This is a genomic window from Streptomyces sp. PA03-3a, assembly GCF_033792735.1.
Classification (GTDB): domain Bacteria; phylum Actinomycetota; class Actinomycetes; order Streptomycetales; family Streptomycetaceae; genus Actinacidiphila.
Map to the genome: position 1 here is coordinate 143,718 of NZ_JARAVM010000017.1, position 23,957 is coordinate 167,674.

Genomic DNA, 23,957 nt, shown 5'->3' on the forward strand with positions numbered 1-23,957 from the left:
GAACGAAGTTGCGCGGCGGCGCGGCGGTCGTGAGGCTGGGCCCGGCAGCCGGACGCCGGGGAAGAGGGGGAGGGGCATGCAGCCGTCGTGGAGGGACTTCGACTGGAGAGCCACCGAGGTGCCGCAGGCGCCGCTGGACGACGGGCAACGCCTGCAACGAGGTGTGCCGTTGACGCTGCGGGCCGTACAGGACCGGCGGGCCGTGCAGCGGCCGGTGTTCGACCCGGCGCTCAAGCAGCATTTCAACGCCTACCGGGCGGCCGACCCGCGGTTCCCCGACCCCGAGGTGGAGGCAGCGTGGCTGCAGGCGCGTCGCATGGCGACGGACCTCGTGCTCGCGGCCGTCGCGGACTCGCCGTGGGCGGAGCATTTGGTGCTGCGCGGCAGCAGGCTGCTGCGCGCGTGGTTCGGGGACGCCGCCCGCGAGCCCGGCGACCTCGACTTCGTCGTCGTGCCCCGGGAATGGCGGATCGAGGAGCGGCGGACGGAGGCGATGTTCGACGGCATCGCCCGCGCGGCCGGGCACGGTTCCGCGTCCGGGCCGGTGCGGATCCGCGCGGAGGACGCGGTCGCCGAGGACATCTGGACGTACGAGCGGGTGCCAGGACGCCGGCTCGTCCTGCCGTGGACGGCGGACGGGCTGCCCGGCGGGATCGTCCAGCTCGACGTCGTCTTCAACGAGCGGCTGCCCACGCCGCCGGAGGTGGCCTGGCTCCTCGCCCTGTCGGCGGGCGGCCCGGAGGCGGCGGTGCTCGGGGTCTCCCCGGAACTGTCGCTGGCGTGGAAGCTGATGTGGCTGGTCAGCGACCGGTACCCGCAGGGCAAGGACCTGTACGACGCGGTGCTGCTCGCCGAGTCGTGCCGGTTGCGCTACGAGGTGCTGCGCGACGTCTTCCTCGACGCGGAGGCCTCGTACGCGCTGCGCCCCGTCACCGCGGACGCGCTCGGCGAACTGGTTCCCGCGGTGGAGTGGCGGCACTTCGTGGGCGAGTACCCCCGGCTCGGCGGCGACGCGGCCGCGTACGGCCGCCGCCTGACCGACGCGCTCGCCCCGACCTTCGTGGACGCCCCGCGGGGCGCCGCGCTGCGGGCCTGGTGGATGGCGCCCTGGCTCGCGGAGTACCGCGAGGTCCACGAGCGCGAGGGCATGACCGGTCTGCAGCAGCGGCTGGCCGCCGAGGCGGGCCCCCCGGTCGCCGTCGTCATCACCCGGCATGTGCTCGGGCTGGGCCGGTGCAGCCCCGAGGACGCCCTCGAGATCATGCTGGCCGACCCGGCCTGGTCCCCGTGGGTGAAGATCTACGAGCGCCAACCGCAGTGGCGTCGGGAGCACTTGGCCGAACCGGGGAAGTGAGGGCGGACTCCGGCCGGGGCCGGCGCTGCGGCCGGAGGGTTCGGGTGGCGGGTGACCACAGCGGGTGACCACAGCGGGTGTCCGACGCCGGGGCAGGGCATCTGCGGGGGCAGGAGCGCTCTTCCCGGCCGGGGAATGACGGCGCCGCGCGGGCAGGTCCGGTGACCTTCGCGAGGTCGGCCGCGCCCGCGCGTGGTGCGTCCAGGCGCCGTCGGGGTGTCCTTACGGGGTCGTCTCGACTCCGTCGGCAATCGAAGACACGGGTGTGGCCGCAGGGTTGGGCGCGCCGTCCGCAGTGATGGCGGACGCGGGCGGGTGCGGCACCCTGCGCAGGGTGCCGCCCAGCAGGGGGTCAGCCGCGTGCGCCCGACCTCACCGCTCCTGCCGGCACGGCGCTGCCGTGGTCGGCCGGTGGCCATGGCCGCGTGGGAAACGCGGGCGGGTGCGGCGGCCCTTGTGGGGCTCGCCGCACCCGCGCCGGGGTCAGCCGCGTGCGCCGGACGCGACCGCTTCGGCGTCCGCCGGGGCCGCCGCGCTGCCGCCCGCGGCGTGGCGGGCGGCGGCCGCCCGGTGGACCGGGACGAGGAGGGCGGCCAGGGCCGCCGCCAGGCACAGCACGGCCAGCAGGCCGAACGCGTGGGTGTAGCCGGAGGCGTAGGGGAGGCCGGAGGGCTGGAGCCGGCTGGTGACCAGGACGCTGGTGACCGCCGCGCCGATGGAGCCGCCGATGGTGCGGATGTTGGCGTTCATGCCGCTCGCGGCGCCGGTCTGCTCCGGCGGGACACTGCGCACGATCAGGTTGGCCATGGAGGCGAAGGCGAGGCCGATGCCGAGGCCGAAGATGCCGGCCGCGAAGGCCACCTGCCACTGCCGGTCGTGCCAGGCCGCGAGGAAGCCGCAGGCCACCGCCCCCAGCGCGGCACCGGTCGTGAGCAGGCGCTTCGCGCCCACCACGGGCTCCAGGCGGCCGCTGAGGACACCGGAGAGGAACATCGCGATCAGCATCGGCAGCATCAGCAGGCCGGCCCCCGTCACGCTGGCGCCGAAGCCGTAGCCCGCGGCCCTCGGGGTCTGGGCGAAGCCGGGGAGGAAGGACCAGATCGCGTACATGCCCGCGCCGAAGAGCAGACCGGCGGTGTTGGTCGTCCACACGGCGCGCAGCCGCATGATGCGCAGGTCGATCAGGGGGTGGCGGGAACGGGCCTCGGCCGTCAGCCAGAAGGCGAAGAGGACGACCGCGGCGGCGAACAGGCCGAGGGCGCGGCCGGAGGTCCACCCCCACCGGGTGGCCTGGCTGAGCGGCAGCAGCAGGGCCACGAGCCAGCCCGACAGGAGGATCGCGCCGAGCCAGTTGACGCGTCCCTCGGCCCGGCTCGGGGACTCGGGCACGTAGCGGAAGGCGATCAGCGCGGTGATCGCGACCACGGCGACGGGCAGCCAGAACAACCAGCGGTAGTCGAGCGCGGAGACGATCGGGCCGGCGGCCACGATGCCGACGCCGCCGCCCGCGGCGATCACGGCGGAGAGGTTGCTGATGCTCGGGCCCACCCGGCTCGCGCTGAACTCGTCCCGGATGATGCCGAAGGACAGCGGGAAGAGCGCGCCGCCGATGCCCTGGATGACGCGGGCGATGATCAGGACGCCGATGGACGGCGCCAGCGCGGCGAGCAGGCAGCCCAGCGTCAGGGTCACCAGGACGGCGACGAGGGTGCGCTTCTTGCCGATCAGGTCGCCGACGCGGCCGAGGATGGGGGTGAAGACCGAGGCCGACAGCAGGTAGGCCGTCATCACCCAGGTCACGGTGGACTGCGAGGTGTGCATGGCGTGCTGGACGGTCGGCAGGGCCGGCGCGATCAGCGACTGGAGCATGGAGAACACGCCCGCACCGGTCGCGAGGACCGCGAAGGTGAGGCGCGTGGACTTGCGTGGCATGGGATGCCTCTCCGATTCCGAACGGGGGCGTGGCCGGGAGCGTCCGGCCGTGGTCGTGCGGGCCGCGTGGGCAGCCTGGGAAGCGGTGACCGTGCGCGGCGGTCGCCGGGGAATGTCGGGGGGCGGGCGATGCGCCGGCGCAGGGCCCGTGGCAGGGTCAGCGCGGGATGTGCACGCCTGGCCGTCGCGTGCCGGGCACGCGGCGAAGGCAAGCACACCCCGACTGGTAAAGTGGAGGTATGCCTCCACTGTAGCGGAGGCCACCCTCCACTTCAAACGTTCCGGTCAGGAGGCAGCAGTGACGGCCGACACGTTCCCCGTCAGCGCGATCGTCGCGTCCCAGCGCCCGCACCGAAAGGACGCGGCGCGCAACTACGACGCCCTCCTGGCGGCCGCCCGCGAGGCCTTCGCGGAGAACGGCGCCGAGGCCTCACTGGAGGACGTCGCCCGCCGCGCGGGCGTGGGCATCGCCACCCTCTACCGGAACTTCCCCACCCGCCGACACCTCTTCGAGTCCGTCTACGCGGACGAGGTCAACGACCTGTGCCGGGTCGCCCAGGAGGTCGCCGACCGCGAGCCGTGGGACGCGCTCACCTCCTGGCTGGGCCGCTTCGTCGCCTACACCGTGACCAAGCGGGCCATCCGCGAGGCCCTCAACCAGGAGTCCGACGTCTTCCTGGCCTGCCGCGAGTCCATGTTCCAGGCCGGCGGCCCGCTCTTCGACCGCGCCCAGCAGGCCGGCGAGGTCCGCGGCGACATCTCCTTCGACGACCTGCTCCGCATGGTCTCCGGCATCTCCGGTACCTACTTCCCGGACGAGGCCCAGCGCGACCGCATCCTCGGCGTCGCCCTCGACGGGGTTCGCGCGCGCCGCTGAACCGCCGAACCGCGCCGCACGCGCCGGTCAGCCGCCCGGCCGCGGGGCGGCGCAGGCGCGCACGGCCACCCGCCGGTCCGGGCCCCGTTCCTGCTCGACGGTGGCCGCCAGCGTCCCCAGCGCGGCCCCGGGAGCCCGGCGCGACGAACAGCCGGCCGACGACGGCGGTCCGCCCGGTGTCCACGCCCTCGAAGCTCTCCACAGCCCGGGCGCGGCATCGCCCGCAGAGCCCCCGGGACGGCGGGCCAGTCGACCGGGTGGCCGTCCCGGTCGCGGACCGCGGCGAGCTCCCGGACGCACGCGCCGAGCTCGCCCTCCTCCCACCGCCGGACCCGAATGGCCGCGCCTGCCGTCGTGTCGCGCACCGGGGAGAGCAACCGCCCGTCGCACGGGGCGACCGCCGGGAACCCCGGGAGCGTTCCGTACGTCGGGTCGGCGCTCGACGACGCCGTCACCCACATCGAGGTCCGGCGCGGCTGACCTCGCCCACCTGGGGTTTTCCGGCCGCCCGGCGAAGAGGAAACGGGAAACCCCTGTTGCCGGCGGTCCGTTCGGGGCCACCGTGAGGGCCGACACGTGACCGAGGGCGGCGCCGGGCGCCGCCCCGTCCTGGGGGGGGAAGACCGCATGAGAGCACGACGCCGGTGCGGCGGAGTGGTCGCCGCCGTGGTGACCGCCCTGCTCCTCGCGCTCGTCCCGGCCGCCGCCGCGCGCGCCGCCGGGACCGGGGAGCAGAACTGGTGCAGCCTGCAGGGCATCGCCTCCGACGAGGCGCACCGGGCCGCGGACGCGGCCTGCCAGGAGTGGCGCAACCGCACGCTGTACACGTGGGGCGGCGGGCACGGCCCCGCACCCGGCGCCAGTTACGGCACCATCGACATCCACGACCTGGAAGAGACCTGGAACGACCCGAACACCCGCGGCTTCGACTGCTCGGGGTTCGTCCGCTGGGCCTGGTACAAGGCCGTCGGGTGGGACATCCTCGGCGGCGGCACCGCCGAGGCGATGTACCGGAGCGCCGGGCGCACGTACCAGGCGGTCCACGGCAGCGGAGGCGGCAAGCCGGCCGTATCCGACCTGCAACCCGGGGACATCGTCTTCACCGGGGTCGGCGGCACGGTCGACAGCATCAGCCACGTGATGCTCTACCTCGGCGACGGGTACGTCGTGGAGGCGTACCAGTCGCAGCGCCCCATCCGGGTGATCGACATCAACGCGCGCATCGACAACAACCGCCTGGCCGGGGTGGCGCGCATGCCGCAGGGCGGCCCCTTCACCGAGCCGCCCGGGTACGACGGCACCCTCCAGGTGACCTGGGGCACCGACGTGGCGGTACGGCAGCACCCCAACACATCGGCGGCGCTGGTGACCCGGCTCTCCGGGCCGGACCTGGTGTACGCGACGTGCCAGCAGCACGGGGAGAACGTCACCGCAGAGGGCTACACCAACGACGCGTGGACGTACCTGTCCAACCGCGGCGGCTGGATCAGCAACATCTACCTGAGGGGGCCCGCCTGGCTGCCCGAGGTGCCCACGTGCACCGGCTCCGCCTACGACCCGCAGACCGGTTCGGGGGGCGGCGGCGGTGTCTCGCAGGGCGGCGCCCACAGCACCTGGGGCACCGGCGTGGCGGTCCGCTCCGAGCCGTCCACGACCACCGGCACCACGGTGGCCCGGCTGGCCGGCCCGACCGACGTCACCGTCAGCTGCCAGACGCACGCGCAGACCGTGACGTCCGAGGGGTACACCAACGACGCCTGGTCCTACCTCCCGCAGTACGGCGGCTGGATCAGCAACATCTACATGCGCGGCGACGCCTGGCTCGCCGGGGTCCCCGCCTGCGACGGCAAGGGCACCTCCACGCCGGCCGGCGCGAGTCCGTACGGCACCTGGGGCACCGGCGTGGCGGTCCACGCCTACCCGGCCACCGGGTCCGCCGTGGTGGTCCGGCTCGCCGGTCCGACCGGCGTCGCGGTGGCGTGCCAGAAGTACGCGGAGTCGGTGACGGCCGAGGGCTACACCAACAACGCCTGGTCGTACCTGCCGGAGTACCAGGGCTGGATCAGCAACATCTACATGCGCGGCGACGCCTGGCTGTCCGGTGTGCCGAGCTGCGGTGCCCCGGGCGGCGCCATCTGAGCGACCCCGGTCCGCCACGGCCGGCGTGGTCCCACCGCTCACGGGGGCGGTGGGGCCCGCCGGCCCGTGGCCATGTCTGGACCGTGCGCACCCCTTCCCCGCGACCCCGGGAACCGCGCCCCCTACCGGCGGCCCCGCGGCCCCCCTGCGCCGGCGGCGCCCCCTGCCCGGCTACGACGGGTACGACCGGCCGGGCGCCCGCGATCCGGGCCGGTAGGACGCCCGGCCGGCACGCCTCGCGACCGCCCCGGGAAAACCCGGTGCCCCGTGCCCGCCCCGCCCCCTACACTCACGTCCATCGCGCGCCGCCCGACAGCGCGGCGCGCCCGTGACGAACGAAGGGAGCCCGGCCGTGCGTTGGCGTACCGCAGCCGTCGTGCCCCCGTCACGGCACGAGGTGATCCTGGTGTCCTCGCCCGCCCGGTGCCCGCTGCGCGGCCGGCACCGGAAGTCCGCGACGACCGACTGACCCCTCCCGCACCGGCGGAGCCGGGGACGACGGCCGGGTACCCCCCGCCGCGCCCCAGGTCCGTACCGCCGTGCGCCGGGACATCGCCACGGCCCGCCCTCGGGCCGCCTCGTCCGGGAATCGCGCCGCCCACTCTCGGATCACCCGAAAGGCCACCGGGCCATGCGCACCGTCAATCCGCTGACCGCCGTCCGCAACCTCGGCATCCTCGCCCACGTCGACGCGGGCAAGACCACCGTCACCGAACGGATCCTCTTCCTCACCGGCGCCACCCACAAGCGCGGCGAGGTCCACGACGGCACCACCGTCACCGACTTCGACCCGCAGGAACGCGACCGCGGCATCACCATCTTCGCCGCGGCCGTGAGCTGCGACTGGGACGGCCACCGGCTCAACCTGATCGACACCCCGGGTCACGTCGACTTCTCCGACGAGGTCGAACGCTCCCTGCGCGTCCTCGACGGCGCCGTCGCCGTCTTCGACGCGGTCGCCGGCGTCGAGCCGCAGAGCGAGTCGGTGTGGCGGCGGGCCGACCGGCACGGCGTGCCGCGGATCGCGTTCGTCAACAAGCTGGACCGCGCCGGCGCCGACCTCGACGCCGCCGTCCGCTCCCTGCGCGAACGCCTGCACACCGTGCCGCTCGTCGTGCAGGCGCCGATCGGCCGGGAGGACGGTTTCACGGGTGTCGTGGACCTGCTGCGCATGCGCGCCCTGGTGTGGCCGGACGGTCAGGGCACGTACGCCGAGGGCCCCGTGCCCGACGGCCTGCGCGAGGAGGCGCTGCGACGCCGCCGCGCGCTGGAGGAGGCGGTGGCGGAGCTGCACCCGGCCGCGCTGGAGGAGTTCTGCGAACGGTCCGCGCTGTCGGAGGCGACGCTGCGCTCCGCGCTGCGCGACCTGACGCTGTCGGGCGAGGGCGTCGTGGTGCTGTGCGGCTCGGCGTACCGCAACCGCGGGATCGAGCCGCTGCTGGAGGCCGTGGTGGACTACCTGCCGTCCCCGCTGGACGTCCCGGCGGTACGGGAGGCGGCCGATCCGGCCGCGCCGTTCGCCGCACTGGTGTTCAAGGTGAACGTGACCGCCTCCGGGCGGCTGACCCATCTGCGGGTGTACGAGGGGACGATCAGGAAGGGGGACGCGGTGCTGGACACGCGCGCCGGACGCACCGAGCGCATCGGGCGAATCCTGCGGGTCCAGGCGGACCGGCACGTCGACGTCGACGCCGCGGTCGCCGGGGACATCGTCGCGGTGGCCGGGGTGAAGTCCGCCGCCGCGGGCGCGACCCTGTGCGCCCCGGGGGCACCTCTGGTCCTCGAACCGCCCTCCGCGGCCGAGCCGGTGGTGTTCGTCGCGGTCGAGGCCGCCCGCAACACCGACGGCGAACGCATGGCGGTGGCGCTGGCCCGGCTGGCCGAGGAGGATCCGTCGCTGGCCGTGCGAACGGACCCCGAGACCGGCCAGACGGTCCTGTCCGGCATGGGCGAACTGCACCTGGAGGTCGCGGTGGAGAAGATCCGCCGCGAGCGGGGGCTGGACGTCCGCGTCGGGCGGCCGCAGGTCGCCTACCGGGAGACACTCGTCCGCGGCGTGCCGGGGCTGGTCTACCGGCACGTCAAACAGGACGGCGGCGCGGGCCAGTTCGCGCACGTCGTCCTGGACGTCGAGCCGTACGAGGAGTCCGCGTTCGCGTTCGCCTCGACGGTCGTCGGCGGGCGGGTGCCGAAGGAGTTCGTCCGCGCGGTCGAGGCCGGCTGCCGGGACGCCCTCGCCGAGGGCCCCCTCGGCGGCCACCCCGTCACGGGCGTACGGGTCACCCTGACCGACGGCGCCACGCACTCCCGCGACTCCTCCGAGACGGCCTTCCGCACCGCGGGCCGCCTCGGGCTCCGGGAGGCCCTGCGCGGCGGCGTCATGGCCCTGCTCGAACCGGTCGTCGAGCTCACGGTCACCGTCCCCGACGACGCCGTGGGCACCGTCCTCGGCGACCTCGCCGCCCGCCGCGGCCGCGTCACCGGCTCCACGACGCGTTCCGGCACGGCGGTTGTCACGGCGACGGTGCCGCTGGCCGGACTGTTCGGCTACGCGACCCGGCTCCGCAGCCGGACCCAGGGCCGCGGCACCTTCACCACCCGCCCCGCCGGGTACGCCCCGGCACCGGCGGGCACGGTGAGCCGCTAGCGGCGCCCGGCCCCGCCCCTCGTTCGCGCGGGGGCGGGGCATCGGGCATCGGGCATTGTGAACAGGGAGGATACCGCCACGCCCCCGGTCGCCGGGCCCGGCCGCCGCGATCTTCGCGGGATCGGGTCGCAGGGGTGGGGGCCGTATGCGGGCCGCCTCACCACTGCGGCAGGATGTGTCAGATCGCGCCAGGCCAACGCCTGTTCGGCGCGGTTCCCTCGAACGTCCCCCGAATGTTCCCCGCACGTCCCCCGAACGATGAGGCGACCAGTGACGACACAGCATCCCCCGCGCCCCGTGGGTGAATCCGTACGCACGTGGGGAGGCGACCGGTGAACCGCGCCCTCACGCTGCACGACCTGGTCGTCGCCGGTGCGGCGATCGCCGCCGGCGCCCTGGCGGGGCTGCTGCTGCGGCTGGCCCTGAAGTGGCTGAGCGAGCGGGCCAGGAGCACCAGGTGGGGCGGCGACGACATCGTCGTGGCCGCCCTGCGCACCGTCGTGCCGTGGGCCGCGCTGGCGGCGGGTGCCTGGGTGGGGGCCGCGGCGCTGCCGCTGACCCGCGTCGTGGACCGGACGGTCGCCCAGGTGCTCGTCGCGGTGCTGATCCTGGCGGCCACGATAGCCGCGGGCCGCATGGTCGCCGAGACGGTGCGGTCGCTGGCGCTGTCCCGGTCCGGGGTCGCCGCCTCCGCGACGATCTTCGTCAACATCAGCCGTGTCGCCGTGATGGCTGTGGGCTTCCTGGTCCTGCTGCAGACCCTGGGCATCTCCGTCACGCCCCTGATCACCGCCCTCGGCGTCGGCGGTCTCGCCGTCGCCCTGGCCCTGCAGGACACGCTCGCCAACCTCTTCGCGGGCGTCCACATCCTCGCGTCCAAGACCGTGCAGCCCGGCGACTACATACGCCTCAGCAGCGGCGAGGAGGGCTACGTCGTCGACATCAACTGGCGCAACACCGTGGTGCGCCAACTGTCGGACAACCTGGTCATCATCCCCAACGCCAAGCTGGCGAGCGCGATCGCCACCAACTTCCACCAGCCCGAGCAGCAGATGTCGCTCATCGTCCAGGCGGGCGTGGGCTACGGCAACGACCTCGAGCACGTGGAGCGGGTGACCATCGAGGTCGCCGCTCAGGTCATGGCGCACGTCGAGGGCGGCATCCCCGAGCACGACTCGGTCGTCCGCTTCCACACCTTCGGCGAGTCGCGGATCGACTTCTCGGTGATCCTGCGGACCTCGGAGTACGGGGAGCAGTACCGGATCAAGCACGAGTTCATCAAGCGCCTGCACCGCCGCTACCAGGAGGAGGGCATCGAGATCTCCTTCCCGACGCGGAACGTGGTGCTGCGTCAGGAGCAGCACGACGGGATAACGCTGCCGCAGCAGCGCACGGTCCCGGCTCCGGGCCGCACCCCCGGCGCCTGACGGCCCCGCCGGGCACGCACTCCGGTGCGTGCCCGGCGGCGGCCCCGATCCGCTGCCCGGGCCAAAGGCTTCCGGCCGCTTCGGGACCGCCGATGGTGACGGAGGGGGCACGGACAGTGCGCGCCCGCAAGAAAACACGGGGCAGATTACTCCATAAGTGGACATGTCCAATTCGGCTCGATACGGTCGGGGGTGGGTGCGATCCGCCCCATCGAGCCGGTGCCTCGCCGCTCCCAAAGGCGCGCCTGACACCCGGATTTGGGCCTGACCAGGGGCGAGGCACCCACCCCGTACGCCTCCGAGAGGACGAACAGCCATGCGCGCACAGCGATTCCTCGCACTGCTCGCAGGCCCGGTAGCCGTAGGAGCCCTGGCGGTCCTGCCGGCGGCGCCCGCGCAGGCCGCGACCGCCGGCCACGCCACGGCGGGCACCGTACAGGCGCAGGCCGCGGGCACCCTCGCCCCGCAGGCGGGCACCCGGTACTGGCGCGGTTACCGCGACGGCCGCGACGACGGACGTCACGACGCCCGCTCCCGCCCGCGCTGCCGGAACCAGTGGGACTCCTACCGCCCCCAGAGCTGGAACTCCGAATACCGCCGCGGCTACCGCGACGGCTACCGCTCCGGCTGGAACTCCTACTGCTGAGCCCGGTCCACAATGGTTCCCTCAGAACACGGGCGCAGACGGGGGAGAGTTGACCACTGGGGACGACGACCGGGTCTTCAGCGGACACTGGGTCTTCGAGACCAACCTGCGGCCTCTGTGCGAGGCGGTGGCGCACTTCACGGGATACGCGTTCGACGACCGGGACTGGCAGGCGATCGGCGGCGCCCTCCCGGCGACGGACGCCGGACGCCACGACGGCTGGTACGCCTATCCGCTGTCCGGCCGCGTCCCGTTGACGCTCCTCGTCGCGGCCGACCCCGGTTCGGCCGTGGTGCTCGTCCGCCTCGCCGGAGAACCCGGCGAGGCGGACAAGGCCCGGATCGAGGCGGCGCTCCACATCTTCTCGACCTGGGCCGTGCCGTGACGGCCCACGGCCGTCACTCGCAGACGCGCTTGAAGTCGTCCGCCCCCTTCCGGGCCCGGAAACGCACCTCGTGGCCCTTGGGGTCGGTGAAGACCGCCTCCGTCGGCGACACCAGCGTCATCGTGCCGTGCTGCGTGGGGTTGTCCCAGCCCGGCGGGGGATTGAAGGAGCCGTCGGAGAGCGGGGTCTCGGCCTCGAAGTACGTGGAGCCGATCCGGGCCTCGTCGATTCCGCAGTGGGTGTACAGCTCGTAGGGGATGGAGGTCGGCGCCGGGATACTCGGTGCCGCCGCGGTAGGGAGCGCCACGGAGGGGTCCCCGTCGGTGCAGCCCGTGAGGACGGCAGCGGCGGCGGCGGCAGCGAGGGCGGTGGCGCACGCGAAATGCCTGGTGGTCATGGCGGTTGGACGCCGCCACCGCGTGAGGGGTTCCGTCGGCGGCGCCCTTCAGGCCGCCGCCCGTACGCCGCCGCGCTCGCGCGGGACACAGGTCGCCGCGACCAGGAGCGCGCAGACGGCACCGGTCACGAGGACCGGGGCGGGGGCGAACGTGGCGGCCAGGATCGCCGCCACGGCGAGCGCGTGCACCACGTCCGGCGCGGTGGGGTGCCCGGCGGCCGTGCGGTGCAGCAGCCACACGGACAGCACGAATCCGGCGACGGGCACCGTGTAGGCGGCTGCCGCGCCGTACGCGGTCAGATGGCCGTGCCCGGTCGCCTGGGCGACGTTGACGGCCAGTCCGGCGCCCACCGCCGCCGCGCAGGCGAAGACCGCGTAGTGGCCGTAGCCCCACAGCGTGGCCGTGGTGAAGCCGCCCAGGCGGCGGGACGCGTTCTGGGCGAAGTACAGCCACCACAGGGCGCAGACCGTGAGGGTGCCGCCCAGCACCAGCGTGGCGATGTCGCCGAACGTGGCGTCGGTGTCGAGGGCCGCGCGTACGGCGCCGGCGGCGGCCGTGATGGACTCGCCCAGCACGATCAGGGTGAACAGGCCGAAGCGCTCGGCGATGTGGCGCGGATGCCAGGTGGTGTTGGCCGCCCGCTCGGCCCAGACGGGGACGGCGAGCTCCGCCAGGGCGAGGACGGCGTGCGCCGGGAGGCGGAGGCCGCCGGGCACGACGAGGTGCGCCAGCCAGCCGGTCTGCACCACCAGGATCCCGGCGGCGTACCGCAGGCAGCTCCGGCGCCGCTCGGGGTCGGAGCGGGCGGCGCGCAGCCACTGGCTCACCATGGCGAGCCGCATGACGACGTAGCCCCAGGTGATGACCGTGTAGTCGCCGTCCTGCAGGGCGGCCGCCGTGCCCGCGGACATGACGAGGGCGCCGCCGATCTGCACGACGGTGAGCAGGCGGTACGGGATGTCGTCGGTGTCGTAGGCGGAGGCGAACCACGTGAAGTTCATCCACGCCCACCAGATCGCGAAGAACACCAGCGCGTAGCCGAGGACGCCGCTGGCGACGTGTCCCGCGGCCAGTTCCTCCTCGAACGCGGCGGACGTCTGGGCGACGGCCACGACGAAGCAGAGGTCGAAGAACAGCTCCAGCGCGGTGGCGGTGCGGTGCTTCTCGTCGGCGACGCGGGCGACCATCCGCCGCCGCCACGCCGTGCCGGCGGTCTGCGGCGCGCTCACGGCGCTCCCGTCCCCGCGGCGGACGACGCGCCGCGCCTCCCGCGAACCGCTTCCTCGCTCACGGTGCGTCTCCTCACATTCCCGGGGTCGGCGCTCTGCTTCCTCCCCTGAGACCGGGCGTCCCGCGCGCGTGTGACACTCCCCGGCGGACACGCCGCCGCCGGGCGCGCCGTCCCGTCCCGAGGTGCCTGGCTTGTCACACTTCGCGGGCGGCGCCGGTCGGTAGCGGTGGATGCCCGGTCGTCCTCGTGCGACCGCCTCCGGTTACCGAGGCCGTCTCCCGTTCAGCACAGCCGTTCAGCTCAGCCCCGAAAGGTTTCTCATGGCAGGCCATGGCGTTCCCGGACCCCTCGGCGACGATTCCCTGCCGCGGTCCTCCACCGCGGGGCAGCCGGCCGCCGTGACCGGCGGTGCCCACGCGGCCGTCGACAGGTACGGAGTGCTCGTCGGATACAGCGGCTCCGCCACCAGCAGACGGGCCCTGTCGTACGCGGCCGGGATGGCGCGGCGCACCGGCGCGGCACTCCTGATCGTCCACGTCGCGAGGGAGAACCCCGTCGCGTCGCTGCTCGGCTACGAGAACGCGGGCGGCGGGGTCGGGCCCCGCGGGGGCACGCACACGCTCCTGCGGCAGCTCGCGGGCGAGGACCATCTGTCGGGGCTGCCCTGGACGCTCATCCACCGCAAGGGCGCCGTCGCGGACGAACTGGAGAAGGCGGGGCGCAAGTACCGGGCGAACGCCATCATCGTGGGAGGCGGGCGCGGAACCGGCAGCAGGCTCTTCCGCTCGATCTCCGACCGCCTGGCGCGCAGGGCCCGGCGCCCGGTCATCGTCGTCCCCTGACGGCGGCCCTCGCGACCTCCTGCGCGGACCGCCTGCCGAAGACCCCGTGCCGACGAGCCGGGGGCCGGCCTCCCCTAGGGAAGGCCGGCCCCCGGCGCGGCGTGAGCTGGTCAGCGCATCGGTCCGCGGTCAGCGGGAACTGATCAGCAGGCCGGGTACGACGGTCCGGCCGGTGCGGAACTCGGTGTACGCCCACTGCTCGACGTCGGGCTGCGGACCCACGGGGTCGAGGGTCACCTGTGACGACCCGCCCCGCTCCACCCTGGCCGGTGTGGTCATGGTGGCGTTGCGCCGGTCGGCGTTCTCAGGGATGACGGTCACCCCGAGCCGGTAGGGGACGTCGGACGAGGTCGCCGTCTGGGCGTGAACGTAGGCGGTGTAGACGCCGGGTTCGGGGAAGAACCGGACGCTGCGCTCGCTGCTGTGCCACGAGGCCCAGCTTCGATCGACCAGCTTGCCGTCCTTGTAGAGGTACAGGTCGAGATTCGTGCCGGGGTCGTCCGAGGCCGTCTGCACGACCAGTCCGGCCGAGCCGCGCGGCACGACGATTCTCGTGCCCTGGGTGCCCAGCCCGCCGGGGGAGAAGACGCCGCCGCTGACGGTGGTCGTGAGCTTCTTGTCCGTCCAGGTCACGGGGGTGTAGCCGGTGGTGCGGCCGGCCAGCGGTCCGGTGAAGCCGGGCTCCAGGAAGCCCTGGCCCTGACCGCCGGTGCGGCCGAACTCGATGCCCGTGTCGTCGTACGGCCGGGGCGTGAAGCCCCACGGCCGGCCGGCGACCGTCAGGCGCACGCGGTGCTTGGCGCTGCTGAAGACGAGTGAGCCGGTGGTGTAGCGGTCCCAGGTCGCGGTGCCCCGCTCCAGGGTGATGGTCACCTTGGCGGTGGCTCCGGGCTTCACCGAGATCGTCCGGGGGCTGACGCTCACCTTCATCCCGGCGAGGCCGTCGACGTGCGCGGTGTACGTCTCGGTTCGCGTGCCGACGTTCGTCAGCCGTCGGGTGAGCTGTACCGGCTTCGTCCCGTCGTACTCGCGCAGCGCGATCGACGGCAGGTTGATCTCCTTGCCGTCCGGAGTCGCCGCGGCCGCGAAGCCGGTCAGTTCGGCCGCCGAAGGCTCGATCACCAGGCCGGGGTCGTCGGCGGACGAGGTGCGCGGCAGGCCCGAGCCCTGGCGGAGGGGGCTGGTGGTGCCCCGGGTGTCGGTGGCGGTGGTACGCAGCGCCGAGGCGGTCGCGCCGGGCGACCACTTCGGGTGCCGGGTGCGCAGCAGTGCGGCCATGCCGGCCACGTGCGGGGCCGCCATCGAGGTGCCGGAGTAGGCGTCGAAGAGGCGCCCGCCGCCCATCGGCGACACCGCCGCGACCACGTCGATGCCGTCCGCGACGAGGTCGGGCTTCTGGAGTCCGGTGTGCGTCTGGTCGGGGCCGTAGGACGAGAGTCCGGCCACGCTCGGCAGTCCGACGAGGCTGCTGCCGTCCCCGCCCTGGGCCAGCGAGGCGGTCCCGTCGGTACGGTGCGCCCACAGGTAGTTGAAGAGCTTGCCCGCCTGTTCGGCGCTCCACAGGTAGACGGTCGGGAAGTCGTAGATCACGTTGAGGCGTGCGTTGCCGGTCGACTGGAACAGCACCACGCCGACACCGCCGGCGGCCTTGACCGTCGCCACCGCGTCGACGGAGTCGATGAAGTCGCAGGCCACGATCTTGCCCTTGACCTTGGCGGGGTCGAGACTTCCGGACCAGCAGTACTGCGCGCCGTCGTCGAGTGATCCGGCCTGGTCGGCGAAGACGATCGGTGTGCTGCGACGGGACGGCAGCTGGTCCATCGAGGTGCCGACGATGCGGGTGCCGTCGCCGAGTCGTACGGTCGCCTCGTGGGACCGCTCCACCGTCGCACCGACCGTGGTGACCCAGGGTTCGGCGTTGCTGATCATCCCGGACATGCCGTCGTTGCCGGCGGACGCCGCGACGAACACCCCGGCGAGGTACGCGTTGAGGAAGGCGTTCCCGATCGGGCTGTTCGGCTGGTAGTCCCCCATCGCCGTGCCGATCGAGTAGTTGATCACCTGGACGCCGTCGGCCACGGCCGCGTCGATCGCCGCGATGATGTCGGCGTCCATACCCGAGCCGCCCCACAGTGCCTTGTAGACGGCGATCCGCGCGTCCGGCGCCACTCCGGAGATCGCGCCGTAGTCGTGCCCGAGGACCATCGCGTGCTTGACGGGAAGACCCGCCGCGGTGGAGGCGGTGTGGGTGCCGTGCCCGTTCATGTCCCGGGGTGAGAGGCTCTCGCCGTCGGGCAGCGAGCCGTAGGCGCTGAGCCACCCGTCGGCGAAGTACCGTGCCCCGACGATCTTGCCGTTGCAGGCGGTGGCGGGGAAGTCTTTGCTGCTCTGGCAGGTGCCTCGCCAGCCCGCGGGCGCCGCCATGGTGGCGGCGAAGGAGGCGCTCTCCGGCCAGATCCCGGTGTCGATCACACCGACGACCACATTGGAGCCGTGGACCGGTTTGGTCGTGGTCGTGGTCGTGGTCGCCGTCGCCGTCGCCGTCGCGGTCGTCGCCGTCCGCGACGCCGTCCGCCCCGGCGCCTGTGCGGTGGGCTGCGCCGCTTGCGTGGTCGGGGTCGTCGCCGCGTCGGCCTTCACGAGACGGGCCGGGGTGACCGCCGCGACCCGCGGGTCCTTGGACAGCTTGCCGGCCTGTGCGCCGGTCAGTTTGACGGCGAAGCCGTTGAAGGCGGTCGTGTAGGTCCGCTGAGCCCGCACCCCGAAGTCGCCGAGCACGTCACGCTGCGCGTCGCCCAGGTGCTGCCGGTACTTCTCGGCCGCGGCCGAATGAGGCTGGAGTTCCTGCCCGGCCGCCGGTCTCGTCGCCGCGAGTCCCCTGACGCCGCCCGTGTACGAAGTGACGGGCGCTTCCCGCAGCCGCACCACGTACTGGCCCTTGATGGTGCCGGGCTGCGCGGCGGTGCGCAGGGCGCCACCACCCGTGAGGGAGGGGCGGGCGTGGTCGTACCGGCCCAGCTTCAGGTCCGGCAGCGGGGTGCCGGTCTGTGCGGCGGCAGGACCGAAGTTCCCCAAGCCGCTGAATATGGTGGCGAAAACGGTGATTGCCGACGCCACGGCGATTCGGCGTCGTCGTCGAAGGCTCGGGCTCGTGACCACGAGTCTCCTCCCATGAAGTTAACGGTGTGAATGTCCGTCACACCCAACCTCCAGGCAATTACGGGAAGATCACGTTCGTATGACGATCCGTTCCGCCCGGCGTCGCCGCGGCCGCCCGGCAGGGGGCCATGCGCCTTGGTAGAGCGGTGAGTTCCCCGGGTCGGGAACGGCGGCCGGTCGATCGCCGAGGTGCGGGGAATCGAGCCTCCCAAAGCCTTGACCAGCGCAAACTCGGATATGGCCGCGAGTGGTTCGGTCCGTGCTCGCGGGTGGTGACCGTGGGGTTCTCGGGGGCGGCGCGTCGCCGAGGCCCCGGGCGACTTCCGCGCCCGACCGCCTGTCGTCTTGCAGACAGGTGTCGGGATGCCGACACCGCGAGACGGCACCTTCCCTGTCCAAAGGGGGCAACTGCTCTCGCCTGCCGGGGATCCGACACCGCACTCGGGGTCCGTGCGGTCGCCACCGCATACGGCGAGCGCGGAGACGCCCACCCCGGCTCCGTCACCCGCAGGAGCCCTCGCGATCCCGCCCCGAGAGTGACGAGAAGCGGTAGCTCGCCGCAACGCCGCGTCAGTCATCGGCAGACGCCCGCACGTTACCGGGGCGCCGTCCCCCTGATCTAGCTCATCTGGCGCCGGACCAGCCCGTGCAGCCGGCCGCCGGGGTTCGCCAGCAGGTCGGCGGGACGGCCCTCCTCGACGACGCGCCCGTCCTCCATGACGACGACGCGGTCGGCGTCCAGGACGGTGGAGAGCCGGTGGGCGATCACCACACGGCTGGCCCGCAGCCGCCGGGTGCTGTCGATGACGATGCGCTGGGTCTCGTTGTCGAGGGCGCTGGTGGCCTCGTCGAGGAAGAGGACGCGGGGCCGGCGGATCAGGGCCTGGGCGATCATCAGGCGCTGGCGCTGGCCGCCGGAGATGGTGCTGCCGCCCGCGATCATGGTGTGCAGGCCCATGGGCATGCGCTTGATGTCCTCGGCGAGACCGGCCATGGCGGCGGCCTCCATCGCCTCCTCTTGCGAGTACGCCTCGGCGCCGCAGATGCAGTCGAGGATCGAGCCGGTGAACGGCTGGGCGTTCTGCAGCACGACGCCGCACTGGCGGCGGACCGCGCCCTGGTCGAGGGCGGCCAGGTCCTGGCCGTCGTACAGGACGCTGCCGGAGGCGGGCCGGTCGAAGCCGATGAGCAGCCGCAGCAGCGTGGACTTGCCGCAGCCGCTGGGGCCGACGATCGCCACGAACTCCTCGGGCCCGACCCGCAGGGAGACGTCGTCCAGGACGAGCGGGCCGTCGTCGGAGTAGCGGAAGGAGAGGTTGCGGGCCTCGATCGCGCCCGAGAGGACGCCGGGCTGGGTGCTGCCGCCCCGCACCTCGGGGGCCTCGTCGAGGATTGGCTTGACCTGCTCGTACATCGGCAGCACCGCCGCGGCCGACAGCAGTGCCCCGGTGAGCTGGGTGACCGAGGTCAGCAGCATCGTCATGGCGGTGCTGAAGGTGAGGAAGCCGGAGGCGGACAGCGAGCCCCGGGCAGGACCGGCCAGCAGCATGAACATGATGAGTGAGCAGAGCGGCAGGTAGACGGCGTTGAGGACGGTGGTGATGTTCTTGACGCGGCCGGCCCGCTGCTGGAGTTCGCGGCTGCGCGCGAAGCGGCGGGCCCACGCGGCGTAGGCGAAGCTCTCGGCGGCGGCGACGCGGAGTTTGGGCAGGCCACGCAGGGTCTGGAAGGCCTCGTTGTTGAGCTTGTTGCCGAGTTCCACCAGCCGTCGCTGCCAGCGCAGTTCCCACAGGCCGAGGCCGAGGAGCAGGGCGCCGATGACGACGAGCATGCCGAGGGCGGCGAGAGCCAGCGGGACGCTGTACAGGAGGAGCAGGACGAGGTTCATCGCCCCGACCGTCGTCGCCTGGACGGCGACCGGGCCGACGCCTGCGAGCACGCGGCGGATGGCGCTGATGCCCATGGCGGCACTGGCGAGCTCACCCGTGGAGCGCCCGGCGAAGAACCCGGTCGGCAGGCGCAGCAGGCGGTCCCACACCGCGGGCTGCAGGGTGGCCTCGATACGGCCCTCGATACGCAGCACGGTGAGGTTCTGCGTCAGCATGAACGCGGCGCACACCAGGCCGGTGACGGCGACGGCCAGCGCGGCCTGGACGATGAGCCCGGTCTCGGCGTCGGGTACGTACGTACCCAGCACCTGCCCGGTCGCGATGGGCACGAGGGCGCCGAGGCCGACGGTGACCAGGCTGCTGAGGACGAGGTTGCGCAGATCACCGAAAGAGCCCCTGAGGCTGAAGCGCAGCAGCCGCGTCAGACCGGTGCCCCGTTCGGGGAGCGGCCGGTAGAGCATGTCCGCGCGCTGCTCGAAGTCCTCCGCGTTGTACTCGGCGACCCGTACGCGGCTGCTGCCGCCCGGCCCGACCGCCTCGTACCCGCCGCGCCGCCACAGCAGTGCCACCGGCGCGCCGGACGCGGCGCGGCGTCCGACGAGGGGGCCGGTGTTCTCCCGCCACCACTCGCCGTCGAGGCGTACCGGTCGGCTGCGGATGCCGGAGGTGAGCGCGACCCGCTCGACGGGGTCCATGCGGTCGCTGACGGCGCCGCTGCGCGACGGCGGGACGAGGGTGATCCCGGCGGCCTCGGCGACCTGGCGGCAGACGGCGTACGTCGTGTCGTCGGAGGAGGCCGCGGTCGTACGCGAGGGGGCCTTGCGCGAGGCGGTGATGGAGGCGAGCAGATCGCGGTCGGCCTGTTCCCGTACGGCCTCCCCGGCCTTGATGCCCGCGGCCGTACGGTCCTCGTGGGCGCGTTCCATGCCCTCGATCCAGCCGTCGAGCGTGGACAGCAGCCGGTACTGCTGGTTGACCATGCTCTGCCACATCGCGCCGTCGATCAGCAGGTCGCCCGCCGCCTCCGCGGAGTACGCGGCGCCGTACTGCACGCTGCCCGGCAGGACCGGCAGCCACAGGATGTCGTCGTCGGCGACGTGCTCGGCGTCCGTGGCGCGGCCGGTCAGCGGGGCCTCGTACAGCACGCGCTGGCTGCGGCCGACGCCGAGCGCGAAGGCGTGCTCGAGGAGGCTGAGGGCGAGTTCGCGGGTGTCGTGGCCGGCGCCGTACGGACCCTGCCGGTCCCAGCCGTCGCCGTACGCCGCCTGCTGCGGGTGCCGGTACAGCTCGCGCAACGGGACACGGCGCAGGTGGCAGCCCTGCAGCGGGCGGCCGACGAGGGTGTGCCGGGGTCCCTCGACCGGGCCGAGCAGGAGGGCGCCGGGTTCCAGGCGGCCCAGGTAGTGCCAGTGGCCCTGCTGGGCGGCGTCGACCGCGAACAGGTCGAGGGCGCCCGCCACCACGAGCCACAGTACGTGCGGCCCCTCCAGCGGGAGGCTGCGCAGGCCGGCGCAGTCGACGGGGGTGCCCAGCCCGCCGAGGGCGGCCAGGACCGGGTCGTCGGCGGTAGTGCCGGGCTCGACGGGGGTCACCTCAGTGCTCCTTGACCAGGGCGGCGTACGCGCCGCCCGCCGCGATGAGTTCCTCGTGGCGCCCGCGCTCGACGACCGTGCCGTGGTCGAGGACCACGATCTCGTCGCTGTCGCGGACCGTGCTGAGCCGGTGCGCGATCACCACGCAGGCGCAGCCGCGGCGCCGCAGGTTGTCGATGATGGCCTGCTCGGTCTCCGCGTCGAGGGCGCTGGTCACCTCGTCGAGCACCAGCACGCTGGGCCGCCGGACGAGGGCCCGGGCGATCTCCAGCCGCTGCCGCTGCCCGCCGGAGAAGTTGCGGCCGTCCTGCTCGACGCGGCTGTGGAGGCCGCCGGGGCGCCGCGCGACCACCTCGTACAGGCAGGCGTCGCGCAGGGCGGCCTCCACGTCGCCGTCGGGAATGGAGGGGTCCCACAGCGCCACGTTGTCGCGCACCGTGCCCTCGAAGAGGAAGACGTCCTGGTCGACGAAGGAGACGGACGCGGCCAGGGCCCCGCGCGGGATGTCCTCCAGACGCGTCCCGTCGATGCGGATCGCGCCCTCCCAGGGGCTGTAGAGCCCCGCGATGAGCCGGGAGACGGTGGACTTGCCGCTGCCCGAGCCGCCGACGAGCGCCACCTGGCGGCCGGGGGCGACGGAGAGCGAGAAGCCGGACAGCAGCGGCTTGTCGAGGAGGCTGTAGCCGAAGGTGACGTCCTCCAGCGTGACGTGGCCTTTCAGACGGCGGTTGCTCGCCCCGGACTCGGGACGTGCGTACAGCGAGTCCACGGGGAAGTTCTCGACGTCCTTGAGCCGCACCACGTCGGCGGCGAAGTCCTGGATGCGGCCGGCTACGCCGTTGAGCCGGGTGATGGGCGCGGTGAACCGGGTGACCAGGGCCTGGAAGGCGACGAGCAGACCGATCGAGATGTGCCCCTCCACCGCCCGCAGCCCGCCGATCCACAGGATGAGCGCGCTGTTGAGCGTGGCGAGCGTCGGGGCGACGACGGACAGCCACGCGCTGGGCACGCCGAGCCGCTGCTGCTCCTCCAGGGTGGAGGCGTGCTGCCCGGCCCAGCGGCGGAAGTAGCCGTTCTCGCCGCCGGTGGCCTTCATCGTCTCGATCAACTGCAGGCCGGTGTACGAGGTGTTGGTGAGCCGGGCGCTGTCGGCGCGCAGTTTCTGCGTCCGGGTGGCGCGCAGCCGGGTCACCACGCGCATGGCGACGGCGTTGAGCAGGGCGATCCCCACCCCGAGGACGGTGAGCTGGGGGTCGTACGTCCACATCAGCAGCGCGTAGAGCACGACGACGACGCCGTCGACGGCCGCCGCGGCCAGGTCGCGGGCGAGGGTCTCGGCGACCGCGTCGTTGGACTGCAGGCGCTGTACGAGGTCGGCCGGGCTGCGCTGGGTGAAGAAGGTGACCGGCAGCCGCAGCAGGTGGCGCAGGAAGCGGGCGCTGCCGAGGGTGGAGGAGATGATGCGGCCGCGCAGCAGGTTGGACTGCTGGACCGCGGTGAGCGCGGCGGTGAGCGCCACCAGGACGGCCATCGACGCGAACAGCACGCCCAGCAGGGAGGTCTGGTCGCCGATCAGGAACAGGTCGATGTAGGTGCGGCTGAGCGCGGGCAGCGCGGCCCCGACCGCGACCAGCAGGAGGCTGGCCACCAGCGCGGCGAGCATGGTGCCGCTGGTGCCGCGCAGCCGGGCCGGAAGGGCGCCGAGGACGCCGGGCCTGCGGCCGCCGCGGTGGAAGTCCGGGCCCGGCTCGAAGGTCAGCACGACACCGGTGAAGCTGGTGTCGAAATCCTCCACCGGTACGAAACGCCGCCCCTTGTCGGGGTCGTTGACGTGGACGCCGCGCCGGCCGAGGCGGCGGCCCGTGCCGTCGTAGACGACGTAGTGGTTGAACTCCCAGAAGAGGATGGCCGGCGCCTGAACCTCGGCGAGGGCCGCGGTCTCCATCTGCATGCCCTTGGCCTGCAGGCCGTAGCCGCGGGCGGCCTTGAGCAGGTTGCTGGCACGGGAGCCGTCGCGCGAGACGCCGCAGGCGATGCGCAGTTCCTCCAGCGGCACGTGCCGGCCGTAGTGGCCGAGCACCATCGCCAGGGAGGCCGCCCCGCACTCCACCGCCTCCATCTGCAGCACGGTCGGCGTGCGGACCGTGCGCGGCCTGCGGCGCGGACGCTGCCGGCGGGCGCGCGCGGGCTCGGGACGGTGTCTGCGGCGGCCGGCGGGCGGCAGTGGCCGCTGCTGGGGCCGGGCGGTCGGCGCGGTCAAGGGAGCAGCCAATCGATCGGGCGCTGTGCGGCCAGATGGACGGCGCCGGTGGCCAGGGTCATCGAGTCCAGCTCGTAGGCGGGACCGTCGCCCTTGGACCAGCGATATCCGGTCGGGGTGGAGGAGGAGGCGTCGAGCCTCACGACGACGGCCACCGGGCGTCCCGCCCGGGTGAGTTGCGCCGCGAGCTGCGGGTCGCCGAGGTCCGCGGCGATCTGCCGGGCGGTGCGCGAGGTGCGGCCGACGGTCTGCACATGGCCGCGCAGCACCCCGTACCGGGCCTGGGGCGCGGACTCGACGGCGAGGTCCACCGCGGCGCCCACCGGTACCGAGGAGGCGCCGGTCGCCGGGACGTAGAGGGTCGCGACGAGAGGGTCGCCGGTGCGGGCGACGCGTTCGACGGCCGCCACGTCCGCGCCGACGGTGACGACGGTGCCGATCGAGGCCACCAGGGCGGTGACCCGGCCCGCCGCCACGGTGCGGACGACGGTGTCGCCGCGCGCCGTACGGACGTTGAGCAGAGGGGCGTCGGCGGGCAGGCGCTGCCCTTCCTCGGCGAGGACCCGGGTGACCTGGCCGGCGACCGGACTCTGCAGGACGTAACTGCCCTGCCCGTAGCCGATAATTCCCGGCACGCTCAATTTCGAGGACACGGAACCGTTTACCGCCCAGGAACTCGCGGCGGCGATCACGAGAATGGCGACGGCCAGCACGACACGGCCCTGCGGGCGCGCGAAACGCACCGGGAGGTCGAGTGCTTCCGGTGATTGGAGCTTGGCAAGGGCCTTTTGGCGAAACTGCACGGAACTTCCCTCAGCCGCATGCCTCGCCATTGGGGCACAAGGCCGCAATGGCGTCCGCGGGTCCCGGACGGGAGGCATCCGGGACCCGCGGATCCATCAGTGTCAGAGACCCGCGATCAGGCCGGTGGCCAGGCCGGTCACGGCGCCGGTGTTGACGCCGGAGATGCCCTCGACCGTGCCGACGACACCGGACACGGTGCCGGCGACCGGGGCGATCGACTCGACGGTGCCGGTGGCGTTGGCCACGAGGCCGCCCACGAGACCGCCGGAGACGTTGTCCAGGTCCGCGTCGGAGATCTCGCGGGTCTCAACCTGGGAGGTGAAGTCCATGGGGGGTTTCCCTTCGTGTGAACACATTTCATGTGGCGAATCATCA

17 protein-coding genes are annotated in these 23,957 nt (G+C 73.5%); 9 read left to right on the forward strand and 8 right to left on the reverse strand.

Annotated features, from left to right (window positions below; genetic code table 11):
• Nucleotides 1-76: 76 nt before the first annotated feature.
• Nucleotides 77-1,354, forward strand: coding sequence for a nucleotidyl transferase AbiEii/AbiGii toxin family protein (locus PV342_RS21640; protein WP_500318430.1), 1,278 nt, complete (start codon nucleotides 77-79; stop codon nucleotides 1,352-1,354).
• 483 nt (nucleotides 1,355-1,837) lie between these two features.
• Here PV342_RS21640 and PV342_RS21645 read toward each other — a convergent pair whose 3' ends face one another.
• Nucleotides 1,838-3,286: an MFS transporter gene (locus PV342_RS21645; protein WP_500318431.1), complete on the reverse strand. Its 1,449-nt coding sequence runs from the start codon at nucleotides 3,284-3,286 to the stop codon at nucleotides 1,838-1,840.
• Nucleotides 3,287-3,584: 298 nt separating this feature from the next.
• Between PV342_RS21645 and PV342_RS21650 the strand changes: the two genes are divergently transcribed.
• The 7 genes from PV342_RS21650 (at nucleotide 3,585) to PV342_RS21680 (ending at nucleotide 11,407) form a co-directional block, all read left to right on the forward strand.
• Nucleotides 3,585-4,163, forward strand: coding sequence for a TetR/AcrR family transcriptional regulator (locus tag PV342_RS21650; protein ID WP_500318432.1), 579 nt, complete (start codon nucleotides 3,585-3,587; stop codon nucleotides 4,161-4,163).
• A gap of 354 nt (nucleotides 4,164-4,517) precedes the next feature.
• Nucleotides 4,518-4,643: a hypothetical protein gene (locus PV342_RS21655; RefSeq protein ID WP_400807298.1), complete on the forward strand. Its 126-nt coding sequence runs from the start codon at nucleotides 4,518-4,520 to the stop codon at nucleotides 4,641-4,643.
• A gap of 147 nt (nucleotides 4,644-4,790) precedes the next feature.
• Nucleotides 4,791-6,302: an NlpC/P60 family protein gene (locus tag PV342_RS21660; RefSeq protein ID WP_500318433.1), complete on the forward strand. Its 1,512-nt coding sequence runs from the start codon at nucleotides 4,791-4,793 to the stop codon at nucleotides 6,300-6,302.
• A 631-nt stretch (nucleotides 6,303-6,933) separates the two neighbouring features.
• Nucleotides 6,934-8,949 carry an elongation factor G gene (fusA, locus tag PV342_RS21665; RefSeq protein WP_500318434.1) on the forward strand — a complete coding sequence of 672 codons (2,016 nt, stop codon included), beginning with the start codon at nucleotides 6,934-6,936 and terminating at the stop codon, nucleotides 8,947-8,949.
• Nucleotides 8,950-9,281: 332 nt separating this feature from the next.
• Nucleotides 9,282-10,376: a mechanosensitive ion channel family protein gene (locus PV342_RS21670; protein WP_500318435.1), complete on the forward strand. Its 1,095-nt coding sequence runs from the start codon at nucleotides 9,282-9,284 to the stop codon at nucleotides 10,374-10,376.
• Between the two features lie 316 nt (nucleotides 10,377-10,692).
• Complete coding sequence (locus PV342_RS21675) at nucleotides 10,693-11,022, forward strand: hypothetical protein (protein ID WP_089227031.1); 330 nt, start codon at nucleotides 10,693-10,695, stop codon at nucleotides 11,020-11,022.
• A gap of 49 nt (nucleotides 11,023-11,071) precedes the next feature.
• Complete coding sequence (locus PV342_RS21680; protein WP_400807306.1) at nucleotides 11,072-11,407, forward strand: hypothetical protein; 336 nt, start codon at nucleotides 11,072-11,074, stop codon at nucleotides 11,405-11,407.
• A 13-nt stretch (nucleotides 11,408-11,420) separates the two neighbouring features.
• On the opposite strand, the gene PV342_RS21685 is transcribed toward PV342_RS21680, so the two are convergent.
• Entirely contained in the window at nucleotides 11,421-11,804 is a 384-nt protein-coding gene (locus PV342_RS21685) for a hypothetical protein (protein WP_400807307.1), read from the reverse strand.
• Between the two features lie 48 nt (nucleotides 11,805-11,852).
• Nucleotides 11,853-13,034, reverse strand: coding sequence for a low temperature requirement protein A (locus PV342_RS21690; RefSeq protein ID WP_500318436.1), 1,182 nt, complete (start codon nucleotides 13,032-13,034; stop codon nucleotides 11,853-11,855).
• A 322-nt stretch (nucleotides 13,035-13,356) separates the two neighbouring features.
• On the opposite strand from PV342_RS21690, the gene PV342_RS21695 reads away from it, so the two are divergent.
• On the forward strand, nucleotides 13,357-13,878 hold the full coding sequence (locus tag PV342_RS21695; protein WP_500318437.1) for a universal stress protein: 522 nt from the start codon (nucleotides 13,357-13,359) through the stop codon (nucleotides 13,876-13,878).
• Nucleotides 13,879-14,007: 129 nt separating this feature from the next.
• Here PV342_RS21695 and PV342_RS21700 read toward each other — a convergent pair whose 3' ends face one another.
• The 5 genes from PV342_RS21700 to PV342_RS21720 form a co-directional block, all read right to left on the reverse strand.
• Nucleotides 14,008-16,953, reverse strand: a complete 2,946-nt coding sequence (locus PV342_RS21700; RefSeq protein ID WP_500318438.1) for a S8 family serine peptidase — start codon at nucleotides 16,951-16,953, stop codon at nucleotides 14,008-14,010.
• Between the two features lie 703 nt (nucleotides 16,954-17,656).
• Nucleotides 17,657-20,518: an NHLP bacteriocin export ABC transporter permease/ATPase subunit gene (locus PV342_RS21705; protein ID WP_500318439.1), complete on the reverse strand. Its 2,862-nt coding sequence runs from the start codon at nucleotides 20,516-20,518 to the stop codon at nucleotides 17,657-17,659.
• Between the two features lies 1 nt (nucleotide 20,519).
• Nucleotides 20,520-22,778, reverse strand: coding sequence for an NHLP family bacteriocin export ABC transporter peptidase/permease/ATPase subunit (locus tag PV342_RS21710; RefSeq protein WP_500318440.1), 2,259 nt, complete (start codon nucleotides 22,776-22,778; stop codon nucleotides 20,520-20,522).
• Nucleotides 22,775-23,581, reverse strand: a complete 807-nt coding sequence (locus tag PV342_RS21715; RefSeq protein WP_026250788.1) for an HlyD family efflux transporter periplasmic adaptor subunit — start codon at nucleotides 23,579-23,581, stop codon at nucleotides 22,775-22,777. The genes PV342_RS21710 and PV342_RS21715 overlap by 4 nt, the downstream gene beginning before the upstream one ends.
• 102 nt (nucleotides 23,582-23,683) lie before the next feature.
• Nucleotides 23,684-23,911 carry a hypothetical protein gene (locus PV342_RS21720; RefSeq protein ID WP_018558045.1) on the reverse strand — a complete coding sequence of 76 codons (228 nt, stop codon included), beginning with the start codon at nucleotides 23,909-23,911 and terminating at the stop codon, nucleotides 23,684-23,686.
• Between the last annotated feature and the right edge of the window lie 46 nt (nucleotides 23,912-23,957).